The sequence below is a fragment of the Bradyrhizobium manausense genome (assembly GCF_001440035.1).
Classification (GTDB): Bacteria; Pseudomonadota; Alphaproteobacteria; order Rhizobiales; family Xanthobacteraceae; genus Bradyrhizobium; species Bradyrhizobium manausense.
The window spans coordinates 35,191-50,635 of sequence record NZ_LJYG01000006.1 but is presented as its reverse complement, the minus strand read 5'-3'; the positions used below and the strand labels follow the sequence as shown (position 1 = coordinate 50,635).

Genomic DNA, 15,445 nt, shown 5'->3' with positions numbered 1-15,445 from the left:
TGTTTAGCCCGGAGACATGACTGACAGGTGTTCGGGGACATGGTTGACACGTCAAAATCGGCTCGATTCGTCAAACAAGGGGGCGAACGATGCCGTGGCGAGAGGTGTCAGTCATGGATCAAAGGCGGGAGTTTGTGGTGCTTGCCAAGCAGGAGGGAGCGAACCTGCGGCAGCTGTGCCGGCAGTTCGGCATCAGCGCTCCGACGGGCTACAAGTGGATCCAGCGGTACGATGCAGGCGATACGACATTGGCGGACCGATCGCGACGACCTCATCACAGTCCGGAGCGTACAGCTGCTGCGATCGAGCAACAGATCGTCGAACTGCGCGATGCTCACCCGGCCTGGGGAGCGCGCAAACTCGCGCATCGTCTCAAGCGCAACCGGCAGGCCGTTCCGGCGATATCGACCGTGCACGAGATTTTGCGACGTTATGATCGGGTGAAGGAGCCTGCGGGCACGCCTGGACAGCCGTATACGCGCTTCGAGAAGGATAAGCCCAATCAACTTTGGCAAATGGACTTCAAGGGACACAGTGCCTTGGAGAACGGCGTGTCCTGCCATCCACTGACGACGCTGGACGATCACTCGCGCTTTGCCTTGTGCCTGGCAGCCTGTGACAACGAACGAGGCTCGACGGTACGAGGCCATCTCGAGACGACGTTCCGCCGCTACGGACTGCCGGATGCGATGTTCGTCGACAATGGCGGCCCCTGGGGCTTCACCCTCGAAGACCCCTGGACCACGCTGACGGTGTGGCTTCTCAAGCTCGGCATCCGCACGATCCACAGCCGGCCCTATCATCCCCAGAGCCGAGGCAAGAACGAACGGTTCCACCGCAGCCTGAAGGCCGAGGTCTTCGCCTTCAAGCGCTACCGCGACCTTGCCGATGTCCAGCGGGCGTTCGACCAATGGCGCAACGTCTACAATCTCGATCGGCCGCACGAGGCATTGGGCTTCGATGTGCCCGCGAGCCGTTATCGACCGAGCCAGCGCCCTATGCCGAACCGCCTTCCAACGGTGGAGTACGACGACGGCGAGATCGTCCGTTCCGTCTCCACCACCAAGGCCTATGTCAGCTTCAAGGGACGGCTCTGGAAAGTCCCGCAAGCCTTCCGTGGTGAGAGGCTCGCCATTCGCCAGCTCAGTGCCGACGGAAAATTCGGAATATTCTTTGCCGCTCATCAGATCGAAACGATCGATCTGCGTAACCCCAAAAGTGTCAACCATGTCTCCGAACAGGTGTAAGCTATGTCTCCGGGCTAAACAGCAGCGAAGCAATCCAGAATCCCTCCGCGGAAAGACTCTGGATTGCTTCGCTGCGCTCGCAATGACGATGTGGAGAAAGCGTGTGCCCCCGAACACCATCAGCGCGTCTACGCGCGTCTTCGACGCGCTATCGCAGCGTCCCTACGACGTTGCGCTGCAGAGCCGGGGCCGGGGACGGGGATAGTGGGACTCGCAGAGAGTCCCCCTCACCTGAAATCCGCGCTGCGCGCGCATTTCGACCCCTCCCCGCATCCGCCTTCGCCCGAAGGCGGGCTTCGGCGGACAAGAGCGGGGCGAGGTGAAGGAACAACGACTATTCCTGGTCGACCAGATCGTCCTCGAGGATCGCCATCTGGAACTGGAACGAGCGATCATCGTCCTCGTCGTCGACGAAGAGGACGCCGATGAACTCTTCGCCGATATAGACCTCGGCGGAATCGTCCTTCTTCGGCCGCGGCACGACGCGGATCTTGGGATTGCCGAATACGCGCTTCAGATACGCGTCCAGCTTTCTGACTTCTTTGACGTCCACGGCAAGTCTCCGATCGAAATTGGTCGGCCGCGTTTTAGGACGAGACGCGGCGAACCGCCAGCATGAATTGCCAAAGAATGTGGGGACGAAAGGGCCGGCGAATCCGACCCTCAGGAAACGCAGGCTTAAAGTCCCATCGCGTTGATCATCTGGTCCATGGTCCGCGACGGCTCGGCGCAGCCGGCCTCGCCGACGATCTTGGCCGGCACGCCGGCGACCGTGACGTTGTGCGGCACGGGCTTGACCACGACGGAGCCTGCCGCAATGCGCGCGCAATGGCCGATCTCGATATTGCCGAGGATCTTTGCGCCGGCGCCGATCAGCACGCCATGACGAATCTTCGGGTGACGGTCCTCGTTCTCCTTGCCGGTGCCGCCGAGCGTGACGCCGTGCAGGATCGAGACGTCGTCCTCGATCACAGCCGTCTCGCCGCAGACGAAGCCGGTGGCATGGTCGAGGAAGATGCCGCGGCCGATGCGCGCGGCTGGATTGATGTCGGTCTGGAACACCGCGGAGGCGCGGCTCTGCAGATAATATGCAAAGTCCTTGCGGCCCTTCAGATAGAGCCAGTGCGCCAGGCGATGGGTCTGGATCGCATGAAAGCCCTTGAAGTAGAGCAAGGGATCGATGAAGCGCGAGGTCGCGGGATCGCGGTCGTAGACGGCGACGAGATCGGCGCGGAAGGCGTTGCCCAAATCAGGGTCCTCGCGCAGGGCCTCGTCATAGGTCTGGCGCACCAGGTCGCCCGACAGCGCCGAATGATCGAGCCGGTCGGCGAGACGGTGGATCACGGAATCTTCGAGGCGGCTGTGATGCAGCACGGTCGAGTAGATGAAGGTCGCAAGCTCGGGCTCGCGGTGGACGATGTCCTCTGCCTCGCCACGGATCCGGTCCCAGATTGGATCGAGCGAAGCGAGCTTTCCTCCCGGATTGACCTGATGCACTGCCATGATTTTCTCTTTGGGATCTGCTGTTCGAATAGGCTGGTTTTGTTGGCCTTATAGCACAGTGTAGGCGACAAAGTCCTGACGGGCTTGCCTGAGAGTGAACTGCGCCTTGCTTCGTGGAAGCACGCCAACGCATTGAAACACAACAGATTCTTCTGGTGCCCCCAAGCCGCAAGGTCGGCTTGAAATGGTCAGAGTCTTGCCAAATTCAAGCCTGACGGCGTCAAACTATTGGTGAATTTCATCCCGACCCTCATCGCGGGCATGGTCCTGACGACCACGGAGCCGTTTTGAGCATCATCACCGAACAATCGCGCGCGCGCGCCGCGGGTACGCTTTGGCTGCGGCTGGCGGCGGTGGCTCTGCCCCTGCTCATGATCGCGCCGGCGTTCTGGAACGGCTATCCCCTGTTGCAATGGGATACCGGCGGCTATCTGGCGCGCTGGTACGAGGGCTATCTCGTCCCCAGCCGCTCGACCGTGTTCGGCCTCTATCTGCACTATGGCGAGAGCTTCGGATTCTGGATCAACCTTGCGATTCAGTCGCTGGTCACATTGTGGCTGTTGCAACTTACCTTGCGCGTCCTCTCGATGATGCAGACGGCCCGCTTCGTCGCCATCAGCCTGCTGCTGATCGTGTCGACGGCGCTGCCCTGGCTCGCCAGCATGCTGCTCACCGACATCTTCGCCGGGCTGTCGGTGCTGTCGCTGTTTCTGCTGATCGTCGGCGGCAGCCGCATCTCGGGGTTCGAGAAGGCCGCGCTGTTCGTCTTCACCGCTTTTGCGGCCGCAACCCATAGCGCCACACTCGGCGTGCTGCTCGGGCTCTGCGCCGTCGGCTGGATGGTGCGGCCGCTTCTTGGGCCCCGTCTGCCGATGTCAGGTCTTGCCCAGGCGAGCCTGACCATCGTCGCGGGCAGCCTGATGCTGATCGCGGCCAACCACGCGCTATCAGGCAAATGGGCCTGGACGCCCGGCGGCACCGGCGTCGCCTTCGGCCGCATGATGCAGGACGGCATCGTTGCGCGCTTCCTCAACGACCATTGCCCGCGCGAACACTTCAAGCTCTGTCCCTATCGCAACGAATTGCCTGATACCGCCGACGAATTCCTGTGGGGCAAGAGCATGTTCAACACGCTCGGCCGCTTCGACGGGCTGGGCGACGAGATGGGCACCATCGTCGAGCGATCGCTCGCCGACTATCCGGCCTGGCAGCTAGGCGCCGCGCTGCGGGCGATGGGCCGGCAATTGCTGCATGTGGCGACCGGCGAAGGCGCCAGTGTGTGGATCCCGCACACCTACGGCATCATCGAGCGCTATATCCCGGCGCAGGTCGCGCCGATGCGGGCGGCGCGCCAGCAGAACTGGGAGCTCGATTTCGACACCATCAACCGGCTGCACGTGCCCGTCGCGCTGGTCTCGATGCTGGGGCTGCTCGCGCTGCTGGGACACGCGCTCGCCTGTCGCCGGCTCGACGACCTGACGCTGCTGGCGGCGACCGTGACGCTGGCCCTGCTCGGCAACGCCTTCATCTGCGGCGTGATCTCGGGGCCGCACGATCGCTACGGCGCCCGCATGGTCTGGCTTGCGACCTTCGTGGTGCTGATGGCGCTGTTTCGCGCATTCGGCGACGAGGAGACGTCACCCTCGGCGTGACAGGAAATCCAGCACGCCCGATTTGTAGACCTTGTCGCCGACCGCGCGCATGTGATCGCGGCCGGGAATATCAAGCACTTCCGATCCCGGGATGATCGCACCTAACGCGCTGGCCGAACCCGCAACGTCATCGGTCGAGCCGACCGCGATCAGCACGGGCACGTCGATCCGTGCGGCCTCTTGCCTCGTCATGAGATCGCGCGTGCCACGCAGGCAGGCGGCCAGCGCCACGCGGTCGGAGCGGGTCTGGTCCGCAAACGCACGAAAGGTGCGGCCGACGGGATCGCTGACGTCGTCGAGCGAGGGCGCCTCCAGCGCCTTGGCGACGTTCTCGCCAGGACCTGTGCCCTCGATCAGGCCGCCGATGCCGATGCCGCCGAGGATCGCCGAGCGCAGGCGCTGCGGCTCATTGAGGCCGAGCCAGGCCGTCATCCGCCCGCCCATCGAATAGCCCATGATGTCGGCCCGCGGGATGGCGAGATGATCCATCAGCGCCAGCACGTCGCCGGCCATGGTCGGAATCGAATATTGCGCGGGATCGTAGAGCTTGGCGCTCTCGCCATGGCCGCGATTGTCCAGCGCAATGACGCGGCGGCCGTTCTTGCGCAGCTCCGAGACCCAGGTCGGATAGACCCAATTCACGTTCTTGCTGGAGGCAAAGCCGTGCACCAGGATGATCGGGTCGCCCTCGCCTTCGTCGAGATAGGCAATTTCAACGGCGCCGTTGTGAAAGCTCGGCATCAGCAGGTCCACAATGTTGCAGGGGAAGTTCGATCTTAGGCGGTCGGGACCGCGCTGGCCAGAGCAGCCTCGGCTGCAATCTGCGCCCGGCGAAGCCGCCGGGCCCTCTTCCGATCGCACCATGCCTGCGTCAGGCGCTCCGTGGTCGCCTTGATCGAGGATATCAGGCCGAACAGCGTCAGCGCCGCACCGAACAGCCACAGCGTCAGATCGAACGCGCCGCCGACGAGCAGCAATGCACCACGCCCCAGCACCTTCATGATCGCGCGCGTCTTGCCGCCCTGCGCTTCCGCCAGCCGCGCCGCGCGCGCGACATCCTTGGGCCCTTCGGCGATGCGCAAGCTCTCCATGGCACCGCGCGTGCCTGATTTCTCGGCGACGCGCGTGACGTCCTTGCCGAGCCGGACCAGCGCACCGGCCTTCTCGACGCGGAATGCGGCCTTGATTGCGCTCACGGTCTCACCCGGGCGGAACACCGAACCCTTGGCGACCGCGTTCTGCAGCATCGGTGCGTCGACCACCTCGCGCGCGGACCGGCCGGCCCATGCGGCGAGACCCTCGCCGAGCCGCCCGACCTTGCGGGCATCCTTCACCAGCGTCAGCCCGGCACGAACGGGCGCGGCGCCGCCGGCGGACACGTAGGTCACGGCGGTGACCGCAAGACCTGCGGTGGCAAGCCCGAGCACCAGGCGATCGGTATCCTCACCCATCGCAAGATGCTTGCCCTCGCGCACGACGTCCCTGATATCGCCGATCACGAAAAGATCGCCCGCGACCGTCCCTGACAGGCTCGCGACATCATCGGCATTGCCGGTGACGAGACCGCTGGCGAAGCGCTTGGCGAAATGCGAGGTGGAATTCTCGATCTTGACCGCGTCGCTGACCCTGCTCAGCACATCGTCGGGCAGCGCGATGTTGCGATCACGCGCGAGCGCGACAAAGCTGTCGGCGAGATCGGCATCACCAGCCCTCAGCGCAGCCTCGATATTGTCCTGAACCAGGCGATCGTTATGCGCGAGGGCCTCATCGAGCTTGAGCTCGGACAGCGCCGCGGGATCATCCTGTGCGGCGAGAATGGCGCCGGCCTGCCGTGCATGCGGTGCTACCTGCGCGAGCACAAGGCTGCATGCAGCAATTCCTGCCAATGCGGAGCTGATTCGCAGCCACTTCATGCTGAAAGCCGGGACATTGGCAGAATCATTTTGCGCCTGACGGTTCGTCTTTCGTCGCAATTTCGCGTGTCCGAGAGAGATAGTATGCCAAAATTGCGACACAACGTCCCCGACGAAAGAAGGGCTTCTCTGAGGCGACAAGATTGTGTCGAATTTGCATGAGCAAATGAGCATGGGGCAATTGCGAACCTTTCGGTTCCGTCGGGCTAGCAATCACTTGCACCCATCAGTATGGTCCGCGGCGTCGATAATATGCCGCGTCACTGCTGATTGTGTCTGCCGCCATTGCCACTCCAGGATGAACTACGATGTCCGACCATGTCGTCCCGCACTTCCATAACGATGCCGGTGTCCCCGTCATCGAGATCGGCTCGCAAGAGTTCATGTGCGTCGGCGCCAACCCTCCGTTCGATCATCCGCACGTGTTCCTGGACCTCGGCAACGACAACGAGATCATCTGCCCGTATTGCTCGACGCTGTACCGCTTCGCCGCCGACCTGAAGGCAGGCGAAGCCCGCCCGCCCGAATGCGTCTTGAAGGACAAGGTGGCCTGACCGCTTCCTTCGGTCAGGGGTGGCCCTCCCGCGAACGATCGTCATTGCCGGTGCCGGGATCGGAGGATTGACGGCTGCGCTTGCGCTCGCTGAGCGCGGGTTTCGCATCGTCGTGCTGGAAAAGGCCGAGCGGCTCGAGGAGGTCGGTGCGGGCCTGCAGCTCTCCCCCAATGCCAGCCGCGTGCTGGTCGAGCTTGGTCTCGCCGACCGGCTCAAGCTGCGCGCCGTGGTTCCGGAAGCGGTCTCGATCATGAGCGCGCGCGCCGGCGGCGAGCTGTTGCGGATGCCACTCGGCGAAGCGGCATCAGCGCGCGCCGGGGCCCCCTATTGGGTGGTGCACCGCGCCGACCTGCAATCGGCGCTCGCGGGTGCTGTCGCCGATCATCCCGATATCGATCTGAAGCTGGGCGCGACCTTCGAGGATGTCGCCCCCCACGCCAAGGGACTGACGGTCGTGCATCGCAGCGGCACCATCAGGCGCAGCGATCTTGCCAGCGCGCTGATCGGCGCCGACGGCATCTGGTCGACGGTGCGCCAGCATCTGTTTCCCGAGGTGCAGCCGCGCTTCGCCGGGCTGATCGCCTGGCGCGGCACGCTGGATGCCACGCAATTGCCGAAGGATTTTACGGCGCGGCGGGTGCAGCTCTGGATGGGCGCGAATGCGCATCTGGTCGCTTACCCCATCGCGGGCGGCCGCCAGCTCAACGTGGTGGCGGTGCTGCCGGGCACCTGGAACAGGCCTGGCTGGAGCACGCCGGGCGATCCCTTCGAGCTGATGGAGGCCTTCGCCGCGCCGCGCTGGCCGGCGACGGCGCGGATGATGCTGGCCACCGTCGACAGCTGGCGCAAATGGGCGCTGTTCGGCGTGCCCGACGGATGCCCCTGGAGCCGGGGCCCGGTCGCGCTGCTCGGCGATGCCGTGCATGCGATGCTGCCGTTTGCCGCGCAGGGTGCCGGCATGGCGATCGAGGATGCGGCCGTGCTCGCCGGGCATCTGAGCCTCGAGGGCGCCGAGGACGCGGGCAGCGTCGCCGCAGCGCTGAAGCAATATGGCGAGGCGCGTCAGGCCCGTGTCAGGAAAGTGCAGCGGACCGCGCGGCAGCAGGGCCGCATCTATCATCTGGGCGGTGCCTTCGCGCTCGCGCGTGATCTCGTGATCCGCGCGCTGGGACCCGAGCGCATGCTGGCGCGGCAGGACTGGATCTACGGCTGGCGTCCGTGATGCGAACGCCGCGGCACGTTAGCGCTTCGGCGCGGGCTTGATGTCCGGCCGCTGAGGTGCGGTGGTCGCCGGCGTCATATTGGGCGGCGTTTCCCGGCACCGGTTGCGGCGCCAGGCGTCTTCGGCCAGCTGCGCCGAGCCGCGGACCGCGACGTAGTCATTGCGATAGGCCAGCTCGGACACCACGGCGCCACCAGTCCCGGTCTCGGCCTTGTCCATCAGCCTCTGCAAATCCGCGGTACGGGTGGCGAGCAACTTGCGCTCCGCCTCGAGCTGCTTGCAGTCGTACAATTCGTATTTGGCGGGATCGGCGAAGGCCGGAGCGATGGTCTCGCTCATGCCGGCACAGCCTGATAGCGCGAAGCCGGCCACGACCAGCGCGGCAACCGCGCAAGGCGCGCGCGAGGAAGAGAAAGGCGAAGCAGGCATGGGTCGCAAAATAGTCCTTCGTGAATCGAGAATGCCTAAAGCAGGGCCAGATGTCCGGATTGAGGCTTTGCCTTGGGCCGCCGGCTCGCTCAAGGAAGCCCCCTGTGCGGCCGAAGCGCCAATTCCAGACGGCTGGACGGGGCTTAAATGTTTGATCTCGTTGGATCAAGCGCCATGGCGGAATTGGTGGACGCAAGGGATTTAAAATTCAGCGCGATCCGAAAACAGCCCGGCACATTGTCGGCGCAGCCGGTACTGATCTAGCCCTAGCACCCCGTCTTTAGAACGTGCCCGATTTCGATTGGTGTGCAGTCCTCTTTGCTCGCAGCCCTGATCTCGATCACCACCAAACACGTAACCAGGGCGAAGAGAGCCACGCCCACAACAAACACTTTCATTGCATTCCAAATCCTGCATTCCGGCGCGGCTTCTGCCACAACCCTTGGGCGAGCGCCATCCTGCCGCTGGTACGGTGGTAAACGAGCCGCATCACGTTGACGTGTATTCGACGCGCAGGCCGTACGCCAAACAGGGGACGACGCTACCTATCGGGACTTCGACGCTCGCCACTCAAACCGGCACAACGACAAGGCGCAGCTCTACGCGTTCGACTGCCTGGCGCTTGATTGCTGGCGCGCAACGTCGGCCTGCGCGGGCAGACCAATTTCGACAGCAGTGCGCTATCGCGCCCGCAAGAACAACAAATGGGTGAACCTGTGTCTAACCGGAGGGTTTTTCCGTCGAACGGGTTGCCCTCCGCGCCGAAACATCGTTATAGATCAATCATGCGGGCATGGCGGAATTGGTAGACGCAAGGGACTTAAAATCCCTCGGCGCGCAAGCGCTGTGCCGGTTCGATTCCGGCTGCCCGCACCACCTGCTCCGGCGCCTGCGACTGCGACTGCGCCTGCAGCATGATCCAGAAGCACACGAGCGCGATTCCCAGCTGATCAAAGCCATCTATGAAGACATAACCCGTGATCGACGCCAGCGCCGGGAGGCCGACCGCGATCGTCAGGACCACGGCAAGCCCGACCGTGGGAAGATCGACAACGAGAATGGCGGCGTAGAGCGCGACATCGAAGAAGGCATATTCCTTCAGCCGCGGCGCGCAGAGGTAGAGCGCATACATCGCCAGCACGACGAGGCGCATGGCCGCGACGGGATGCTCAATCAGCCAGCGGTCGAACCACTTCAAGGCTGATCTTGCGTCGGCCGGCCGGCGCGCAGCAACCATGCGCCAGACCGTAAGGGCGAACGGCGCGATCACGAGCGCCACCGCAGCGAAGCCATAAAGCAAGGCGACGACCAGCTTGCTGCCGACGAGTCCGAGATGGTCCGCGAGAGTGAGCGCGAGGAACAGGAGCGACGGATTGACGTCGTTACCTGGCGAATGTTGCCCCGGGATCTGGCCGGAGATCGCGCTCAGCCAGCTCGGAAACAGGTTCGCGTAAAACACCGCCGAGATCAGAACCGGCAGCGCGAACGCGCCGGCCGCAACCGCAATCAGCAACAGCTTGCGCGAACGCCGCAGCGGCAAGAGATAGAGCGCAGCGAGGATCGGACAGTAGACCAGCTTGAACGAGGTCAAAAGGCCGAGCAGCGCAGCCCCGGCAAATTGCAGCGGCAAGCTCTTGTTCCCCTGCCCTTTGCAGCGAGCCGGACGCAGCAGAAGAGCCAAGGCCACAGAGGTCAGCAGGCCGCTCAGAATCGCAAAATTGCCGGTCGCCAGAATCCATTCCAGCCCGACGAATCCGCCCAGCACGAAGATGACCCGTAACGCGCTATCGCGGAGGCTTCGGCGGCTCCCGCCGAAGCCGGGCAACGCCACCGCGCACAGGATGGCAAGAACGACATAGATGGCCTTGTAGTGGGCAACCAGGACGCCGCCGGCACAGAGCGGACGAAACGCGTCCAGCGTCACGGGCAGATAGGGATAGGAATACTTCGTGTCCTTGAGGTTCTTGATGAAATAGGGATCAAGCCCGGCGATATACGCATCGACGGCGGCGCAGTTCACCCGCGCGTCCCAGCCGAAGGTCTCGTCCATGCCGAGATAGATCGCGGTGGCGGCAGCAACCAGCATGGCCGTGATCACGATGAGGCGGGTCAGCCAGTTCGCGCCTGGCGCGCCTGTCGCATGTGGCCGCCCCGTGGCGGCAATGGATCTCGCACCGCCGCTGTTCATGGCACCAACTCTTCCCGATCGTCGCGCGCCGGCACGCCGTGAAAATCGAACAGCATGGTCCAAAAGCAAACCAGCGCGATGGCGAGCAGAGCGAAGCTGCCCTCGAACGCAATGCCGGCAATCGATGCCAGCGCGGGGATGGCTATGGCGACGGTCAAGACCATGGCGAGCGCCGGCGTCGAAAGATCGACGACGAGGACGGCAAGATAGAGCGCCAGCTCGAAGAAGGCATATTCCTTGATGCGCGGCGAGCACAGATAGAGCGCGAACATCGCAAGCACGGTGACGCGCATGGCCGCTTGCGGGTGATTGATCAGCCAGTGGTCCAGCTCTGCCAGGAATGATGCTCTCACGGCGGCAATTCCAATCCCGAGCGCGCGCAGCAACACCAGGACAAAGGGTGCGATCACGAGCGCGCATGCGGCAAGCGCGTAGATCGCGAACTCGATCGGCCTATCGTCCGCGAGCCCGATATGGTCCATGAGTTTCCGCGCAACCAGAAGCAGCGATGGATTGATCTCCTCCAGATGGACCGAATGCTGGTTCGGAATCTGTCCCTTGATCGCGAGCAGCCAGCTCGCGAACAGCTCCGGATAGAACACCACCGAGATCAGGATCGGTAGCAGGAAACCGAAGCCGGCCACCGCGAGAAGAGCGAGTTTCCGGGCCCGTCGCAGCGGCAGGAAGTAAACTGCAGCCAGGACGGGGCAGAACACCAGCTTGAACGACATGACAAGACCGAGCAGCGCAGCGCCGGCGGCGCGCATCTTGAAGCGCCTGTTGTCACCCACTCCCGCATGGAGCAACAGCGCCAGCGCGACCGCCGTCAAGACGCCGCCCAGAACCGCAAAATTGCCGGAAGCCAGCACCCATTCGAAACCAACGAATGCACCGAGCGCACAGAGGACCTTGAGGCCGACATCGCGCAAACAGGCACGCGAGCTGCGTAGTCCAGGAAGGAGCAAGCCGCAGAGCGCCGCGAGGACCAGATAGAGGCCCCTGTAGTGATCGACCAGAAGGCCGCCTGCGCAAAACGGACGGAACGCGTCGAGGGTCGCCGGGAGATAGGGATAGGAGTAGGAGGTGCCCTTCAGGTTCTTGACGAAATAGGGATCGAGCCCCGCGACATGCGCATCGACTGCCGCACAATTGACGCGGGCGTCCCAGCCGTAGCCCGTACCCAGCGCCGTGTCGTTGGCAAGATTGTAGAGCGCCAGCAGGGTGACGATCGCGATCAGCGAACCAAGCCAGACATTCCGCTTCGCCGCCGTGTCGGCCGACGGTCCGAACCATCGTGTCGCACCTGTGACGTCGGACACCGCAAAACCTGTCTGCTGCTCGAGTTCTCCGGCGCCTGATCCGGCGTCCAGTCAGCACACAGTGGACAGCATAGTGTTTCCGATTCATCTCCCCAGACGGTTGTCGCCGCTGTTATGGTGAATCCCTGGTTTCCAGCTTCTGCAGCGGACGGCAGCTCAACCTGAGGCTGGTCCATCGCGATCTCGATTATGTCGAGACCGCCGGCCTGATGGAGCCGGACCTCGTCGAGCGGGCGCGGCGTCCGCGCTGACGCCGGCCGCAGCCACCCGCGCCGTCTTCACCATTTATTGTCCGTGTGGTTGTCAGTTTCCCTGCCCCGCCGGACAGCCATCCCAAAACATGGGTTGTGCGACGCAGCATGGGCTTTAGATATGGCCTCTGAAATCAGAGGTGAACTGCTTGTCCGACGTCAATGCCGACGAATGGGTGTCCTCGGGACACCGTCCGATGGGTTTTCCCGAATTTGTCATCGTGATCGCGTCCATCATGGCGCTGAATCCGCTCGCGATGGACATGATGCTGCCCGCGCTGCCCAATATCGGGGCCGCCTTCAGCATTCCCAACGCCAACCATCTCCAGCTCGTGCTGTCGACCTTCCTGATCGGCTTCGGCGCCGGCCAGTTCATCATGGGCCCGCTGTCGGACCGGTTCGGACGCCGGCCGGTGCTGCTCGGCGGCATGGCTGTTTATGCGGTCGCGAGCGTGCTGGCGGTGGCCGCACCCACCTTCGAAACACTGTTGCTGGCCCGCGCGCTCCAGGGGCTCGGCACTTCGGCGACACGCGTGATCGCGACCTCGATCGTGCGTGACTGCTATGCCGGCCGCCGCATGGCCAGCGTGATGTCGCTTGCGATGATGATCTTCATCGCCGTGCCCGTGATCGCACCATCGTTCGGACAGGCGGTGCTGCTCATGACGCATTGGCGCGGCATCTTCGTCGTGCTGATGCTGTACGGCGTCATCGCGCTGGCATGGAGCGTGTGGCGGCTTCCGGAGACGCTGCCCGAGACGGAGCGCAGGTCGCTCGCCCCTGCCGACGTGCTCTCGGCGTTCCGCCAGACCGTCACCAACCGCCAGACCATCGGCTATGCGGCGGCGGCCGGCAGCGTCATGGGCGCGCTGTTCGCTTTCGTGTTTTCCGCGCAGCAGGTCTTCACCGGCATCTATCATCTCGGCCATTACTTCCCGCTCGCCTTCGCCACGATCGCGGCCGGCACCGCCGTTGCAGGGTTTCTCAATTCCAAGCTGGTCGGGCGGCTCGGCATGCGCGTGATCTCGCACGGCGCGCTCTCGCTCTATGCTGCGGTCGCGGGCGTCATGCTGCTGACCGAGATTCTCGGCGTGCTGCCGCTGCCCCTGTTCATGGTGCTGTCGGCGCTGATGATGTTCTCGTTCGGCATGATGGTTGCCAATTTCACCGCGCTCGCGATGGAGCCGCAGGGCCACATCGCCGGGACCGCCTCCTCGCTCTACGGCTCGATCACGACGCTGATCGGCATCGCAGTCGGCACCGCGATCGGCCAGAGCTTTGACGGCACGTTGCTGCCGTTCTCGACCGGCTTCTTCCTGTCGACGCTCGCCGCGCTCGCGATCGTGCTCGTCGTGGAGAAGGGACGGCTGTTCAAGCCACACCATCGCCCGATCGTGTGAGGAACTTCGAAGCCGTCTCGATGTTGTCCTGCAGCAATTCGAGAGGCGGCTTCAATGGAACTGGAACAGCACGACAAGCATCGCGAGTCGAACCGGCAGCATACCGAACCCGTGGTGTCGCCCGCCGAACAAGCCGCCGTCGACCCGCCCTTCGCCAGCGAGGGGCTCGAGCAGGTCCGCGACAGCCACTGCTGAGAGGCTTTAGTCCGGACTGCGCTTGCTCGCACCAAACTCCTCTGCGGAAATCTCGGGCGGTGCCTCACCGCTCGCGCGTGGCGGCACCATCAACACGACCACATCCCGAGACAGGCCGGGCCGGCCCCACAGCGAGGCCTGCACGGTGAACTCCCGCCGGACGAAGGTCCCGGCGCGCGAGGAAACCCATTCCATCCAGCGACCGCAATAATCCTGGCCCTTGAAGCAGAGTGCGGCCCAGCCGCGATCCAGCGTCGTCTTGCGCGGCAGCCCCCAATCGTACTGATGCTCGAACGGCCGCGCGTAGTGCGGATGATCGGGACTGTAAAAGGCTGTGGCGAAGGCGAGTGAATCGTCGCCACTGACGGCCCTGAGCGATTCGCCGGTCAGCTCGTGCCATTGCCGGGTGAGCTCGCTTGCGGCTTGCGCGTAAAGATTCCGCGCCTCCTCGTAGCCGTTGACATTGCGATAGGCGGCATGGATGGGAGCCGCGACCAGGACGGCGACCAACGCGACACCTGCAACAATGACCGTGACGTTGACGGTGTAGAAGCGCTCGATCGGGTAGCGGGCGCCGCAGACGATGAGCACGACGAACAGGAACAGCCCCTGCAAAGCCCATAGCGACGGCAGATCGGTGCCCATCGCGAGCGAGGTCAGCACCGGCAGAGCGATGGTGCCGATGGCGACGTAGAACAGCAACCGAAGGCCGGGGCTCATCGCAACGAAGTCGGCCGGAAACTGCTTCAGGCGCGTGCCTGATATCAGCACCCAGATCACGGCCGCAACGCTGATGGCCGCGATCAGCCCAAGCAGGAAATTCTTGACGTCATCGATCGAACTGAGGGCATTGCCGTTGGCATGGGCCAGCGCGTAGTCGAAGGTCGACGCCCCCGTGGTCGCAAGCCAGTAGATGTGCGGCGACAGCACCGCGAACCCTGTCGCGACCGAGATCCAGGGCGAGGCCGAGGTGAGATAGTCGCGACGCGCCGGGTGCGCGAGCGCAGCCAATGCAAAGCTCGCGACCAGGAAGATCGAGTAATACTTGCCGACCATGGCGAGCGCCGTGGCGCATCCGGCCGCGACCGCCCAGAACACGGACCGTGTTTCGAACGCGCGCAGGAAACACCATGTAGCCAGCGGCCAGGTCGCCAGCAGCACGGCGTTGGCGTTGAAGCGCTGGGCGTGGAATTGATAGGCCAGCGTCAGCATCAACAGCAGCAGCACCAGGATGCGCTTGTGCCCGGTGACGAATTGCCGCGCGATACAGTCGACGAAGAACAGCGCGAGCCCGGCATTCACCATCGCCATCAGCTGCAGCGACACGTCGCTGACCGGGAAGATCAAGGTCCAGCTTGCGGCGACCCATCCCATCAACGGCGGATGCTTGTGATAGCCGAAGGCGAAATTCCGCCCCAGCGTCCAGGCCTCGAGCGTATCCGGGTGCAGACCGCCGCCGGCATAGGCGATGGCAAGATAAAGCGTCCAGCTTGCGACGAAGCACGCAATGAGAAGCGGCACGGCCCAACCCGCCTCCACACCATCGAGCCAGCGCAGCAACGGGCGCCGCCA

The 15,445-nt window shown here is 64.0% G+C and carries 14 protein-coding genes and 1 tRNA gene; 8 read left to right on the top strand and 7 right to left on the bottom strand.

The annotated features are described in order from the left end of the window. Positions 1-89: 89 nt before the first annotated feature. The gene (locus AOQ71_RS01690; protein WP_083513846.1) at positions 90-1,247 is read left to right on the top strand and encodes an IS481 family transposase; all 1,158 of its coding nucleotides are present in this window, start codon (positions 90-92) and stop codon (positions 1,245-1,247) included. A gap of 334 nt (positions 1,248-1,581) precedes the next feature. Here AOQ71_RS01690 and AOQ71_RS01685 read toward each other — a convergent pair whose 3' ends face one another. Both AOQ71_RS01685 and cysE read right to left on the bottom strand, forming a co-directional pair. Then, complete coding sequence (locus tag AOQ71_RS01685; protein ID WP_007602550.1) at positions 1,582-1,800, bottom strand: DUF3126 family protein; 219 nt, start codon at positions 1,798-1,800, stop codon at positions 1,582-1,584. Between the two features lie 125 nt (positions 1,801-1,925). Then, positions 1,926-2,750, bottom strand: a complete 825-nt coding sequence (gene cysE / locus AOQ71_RS01680) for a serine O-acetyltransferase (protein WP_057740949.1) — start codon at positions 2,748-2,750, stop codon at positions 1,926-1,928. 287 nt (positions 2,751-3,037) lie between these two features. Between cysE and AOQ71_RS01675 the strand changes: the two genes are divergently transcribed. Then, the gene (locus AOQ71_RS01675) at positions 3,038-4,402 is read left to right on the top strand and encodes a hypothetical protein (protein ID WP_057740946.1); all 1,365 of its coding nucleotides are present in this window, start codon (positions 3,038-3,040) and stop codon (positions 4,400-4,402) included. Here AOQ71_RS01675 and AOQ71_RS01670 read toward each other — a convergent pair. Both AOQ71_RS01670 and AOQ71_RS01665 read right to left on the bottom strand, forming a co-directional pair. Continuing rightward, positions 4,388-5,143, bottom strand: a complete 756-nt coding sequence (locus tag AOQ71_RS01670; protein ID WP_057740969.1) for an alpha/beta fold hydrolase — start codon at positions 5,141-5,143, stop codon at positions 4,388-4,390. The two genes, AOQ71_RS01675 and AOQ71_RS01670, sit on opposite strands and share 15 nt — an antisense overlap. Positions 5,144-5,178: 35 nt before the next feature. After that, entirely contained in the window at positions 5,179-6,315 is a 1,137-nt protein-coding gene (locus AOQ71_RS01665) for a hypothetical protein (RefSeq protein WP_057740944.1), read from the bottom strand. A gap of 308 nt (positions 6,316-6,623) precedes the next feature. Here AOQ71_RS01665 and AOQ71_RS01660 point away from each other — a divergent pair, with 308 nt between their 5' ends. Both AOQ71_RS01660 and AOQ71_RS01655 read left to right on the top strand, forming a co-directional pair. Continuing rightward, positions 6,624-6,869 (top strand): zinc-finger domain-containing protein, encoded by a 246-nt coding sequence (locus AOQ71_RS01660; RefSeq protein WP_007602543.1) that lies wholly within the window; start codon positions 6,624-6,626, stop codon positions 6,867-6,869. 19 nt (positions 6,870-6,888) lie between these two features. Beyond that, positions 6,889-8,091 (top strand): FAD-dependent monooxygenase, encoded by a 1,203-nt coding sequence (locus AOQ71_RS01655; protein ID WP_057740942.1) that lies wholly within the window; start codon positions 6,889-6,891, stop codon positions 8,089-8,091. An 18-nt stretch (positions 8,092-8,109) separates the two neighbouring features. Here the strand turns inward: AOQ71_RS01655 and AOQ71_RS01650 are convergent, their stop codons facing one another. Further along, positions 8,110-8,520, bottom strand: coding sequence for a hypothetical protein (locus AOQ71_RS01650; RefSeq protein ID WP_057740940.1), 411 nt, complete (start codon positions 8,518-8,520; stop codon positions 8,110-8,112). A 787-nt stretch (positions 8,521-9,307) separates the two neighbouring features. Between AOQ71_RS01650 and AOQ71_RS01645 the strand changes: the two genes are divergently transcribed. Further along, positions 9,308-9,396, top strand: a tRNA-Leu gene (locus AOQ71_RS01645). 457 nt (positions 9,397-9,853) lie between these two features. Further along, positions 9,854-10,300, top strand: a complete 447-nt coding sequence (locus AOQ71_RS46170; protein ID WP_167353955.1) for a hypothetical protein — start codon at positions 9,854-9,856, stop codon at positions 10,298-10,300. A gap of 404 nt (positions 10,301-10,704) precedes the next feature. Here AOQ71_RS46170 and AOQ71_RS01635 read toward each other — a convergent pair whose 3' ends face one another. Then, a complete protein-coding gene (locus tag AOQ71_RS01635) occupies positions 10,705-12,027 on the bottom strand; it encodes a hypothetical protein (protein WP_057740938.1) in 1,323 nt (440 codons plus the stop codon). A gap of 400 nt (positions 12,028-12,427) precedes the next feature. Between AOQ71_RS01635 and AOQ71_RS01630 the strand changes: the two genes are divergently transcribed. Both AOQ71_RS01630 and AOQ71_RS46165 read left to right on the top strand, forming a co-directional pair. Then, a complete protein-coding gene (locus AOQ71_RS01630; RefSeq protein WP_057740936.1) occupies positions 12,428-13,678 on the top strand; it encodes a multidrug effflux MFS transporter in 1,251 nt (416 codons plus the stop codon). Between the two features lie 54 nt (positions 13,679-13,732). After that, positions 13,733-13,873: a hypothetical protein gene (locus AOQ71_RS46165; RefSeq protein ID WP_167353954.1), complete on the top strand. Its 141-nt coding sequence runs from the start codon at positions 13,733-13,735 to the stop codon at positions 13,871-13,873. Between the two features lie 6 nt (positions 13,874-13,879). Here the strand turns inward: AOQ71_RS46165 and AOQ71_RS01625 are convergent. Continuing rightward, on the bottom strand, positions 13,880-15,445 hold a 1,566-nt coding region (locus AOQ71_RS01625), incomplete at its 5' end, for a glycosyltransferase family 39 protein (RefSeq protein WP_245316617.1).

Excerpts from the sequence above, each read along its gene's own strand:
- AOQ71_RS01650 (WP_057740940.1), bottom strand. The coding sequence starts at position 8,520 with ATGCCTGCTTCGCCTTTCTCTTCCTCGCGCGCGCCTTGCGCGGTTGCC.
- AOQ71_RS01690 (WP_083513846.1), top strand. The coding sequence starts at position 90 with ATGCCGTGGCGAGAGGTGTCAGTCATGGATCAAAGGCGGGAGTTTGTG.
- AOQ71_RS46165 (WP_167353954.1), top strand. The coding sequence starts at position 13,733 with ATGGAACTGGAACAGCACGACAAGCATCGCGAGTCGAACCGGCAGCAT.
- AOQ71_RS01665 (WP_057740944.1), bottom strand. The coding sequence starts at position 6,315 with ATGAAGTGGCTGCGAATCAGCTCCGCATTGGCAGGAATTGCTGCATGC.
- AOQ71_RS01670 (WP_057740969.1), bottom strand. The coding sequence starts at position 5,143 with ATGCCGAGCTTTCACAACGGCGCCGTTGAAATTGCCTATCTCGACGAA.
- cysE (WP_057740949.1), bottom strand. The coding sequence starts at position 2,750 with ATGGCAGTGCATCAGGTCAATCCGGGAGGAAAGCTCGCTTCGCTCGAT.
- AOQ71_RS01660 (WP_007602543.1), top strand. The coding sequence starts at position 6,624 with ATGTCCGACCATGTCGTCCCGCACTTCCATAACGATGCCGGTGTCCCC.
- AOQ71_RS46170 (WP_167353955.1), top strand. The coding sequence starts at position 9,854 with ATGGTCCGCGAGAGTGAGCGCGAGGAACAGGAGCGACGGATTGACGTC.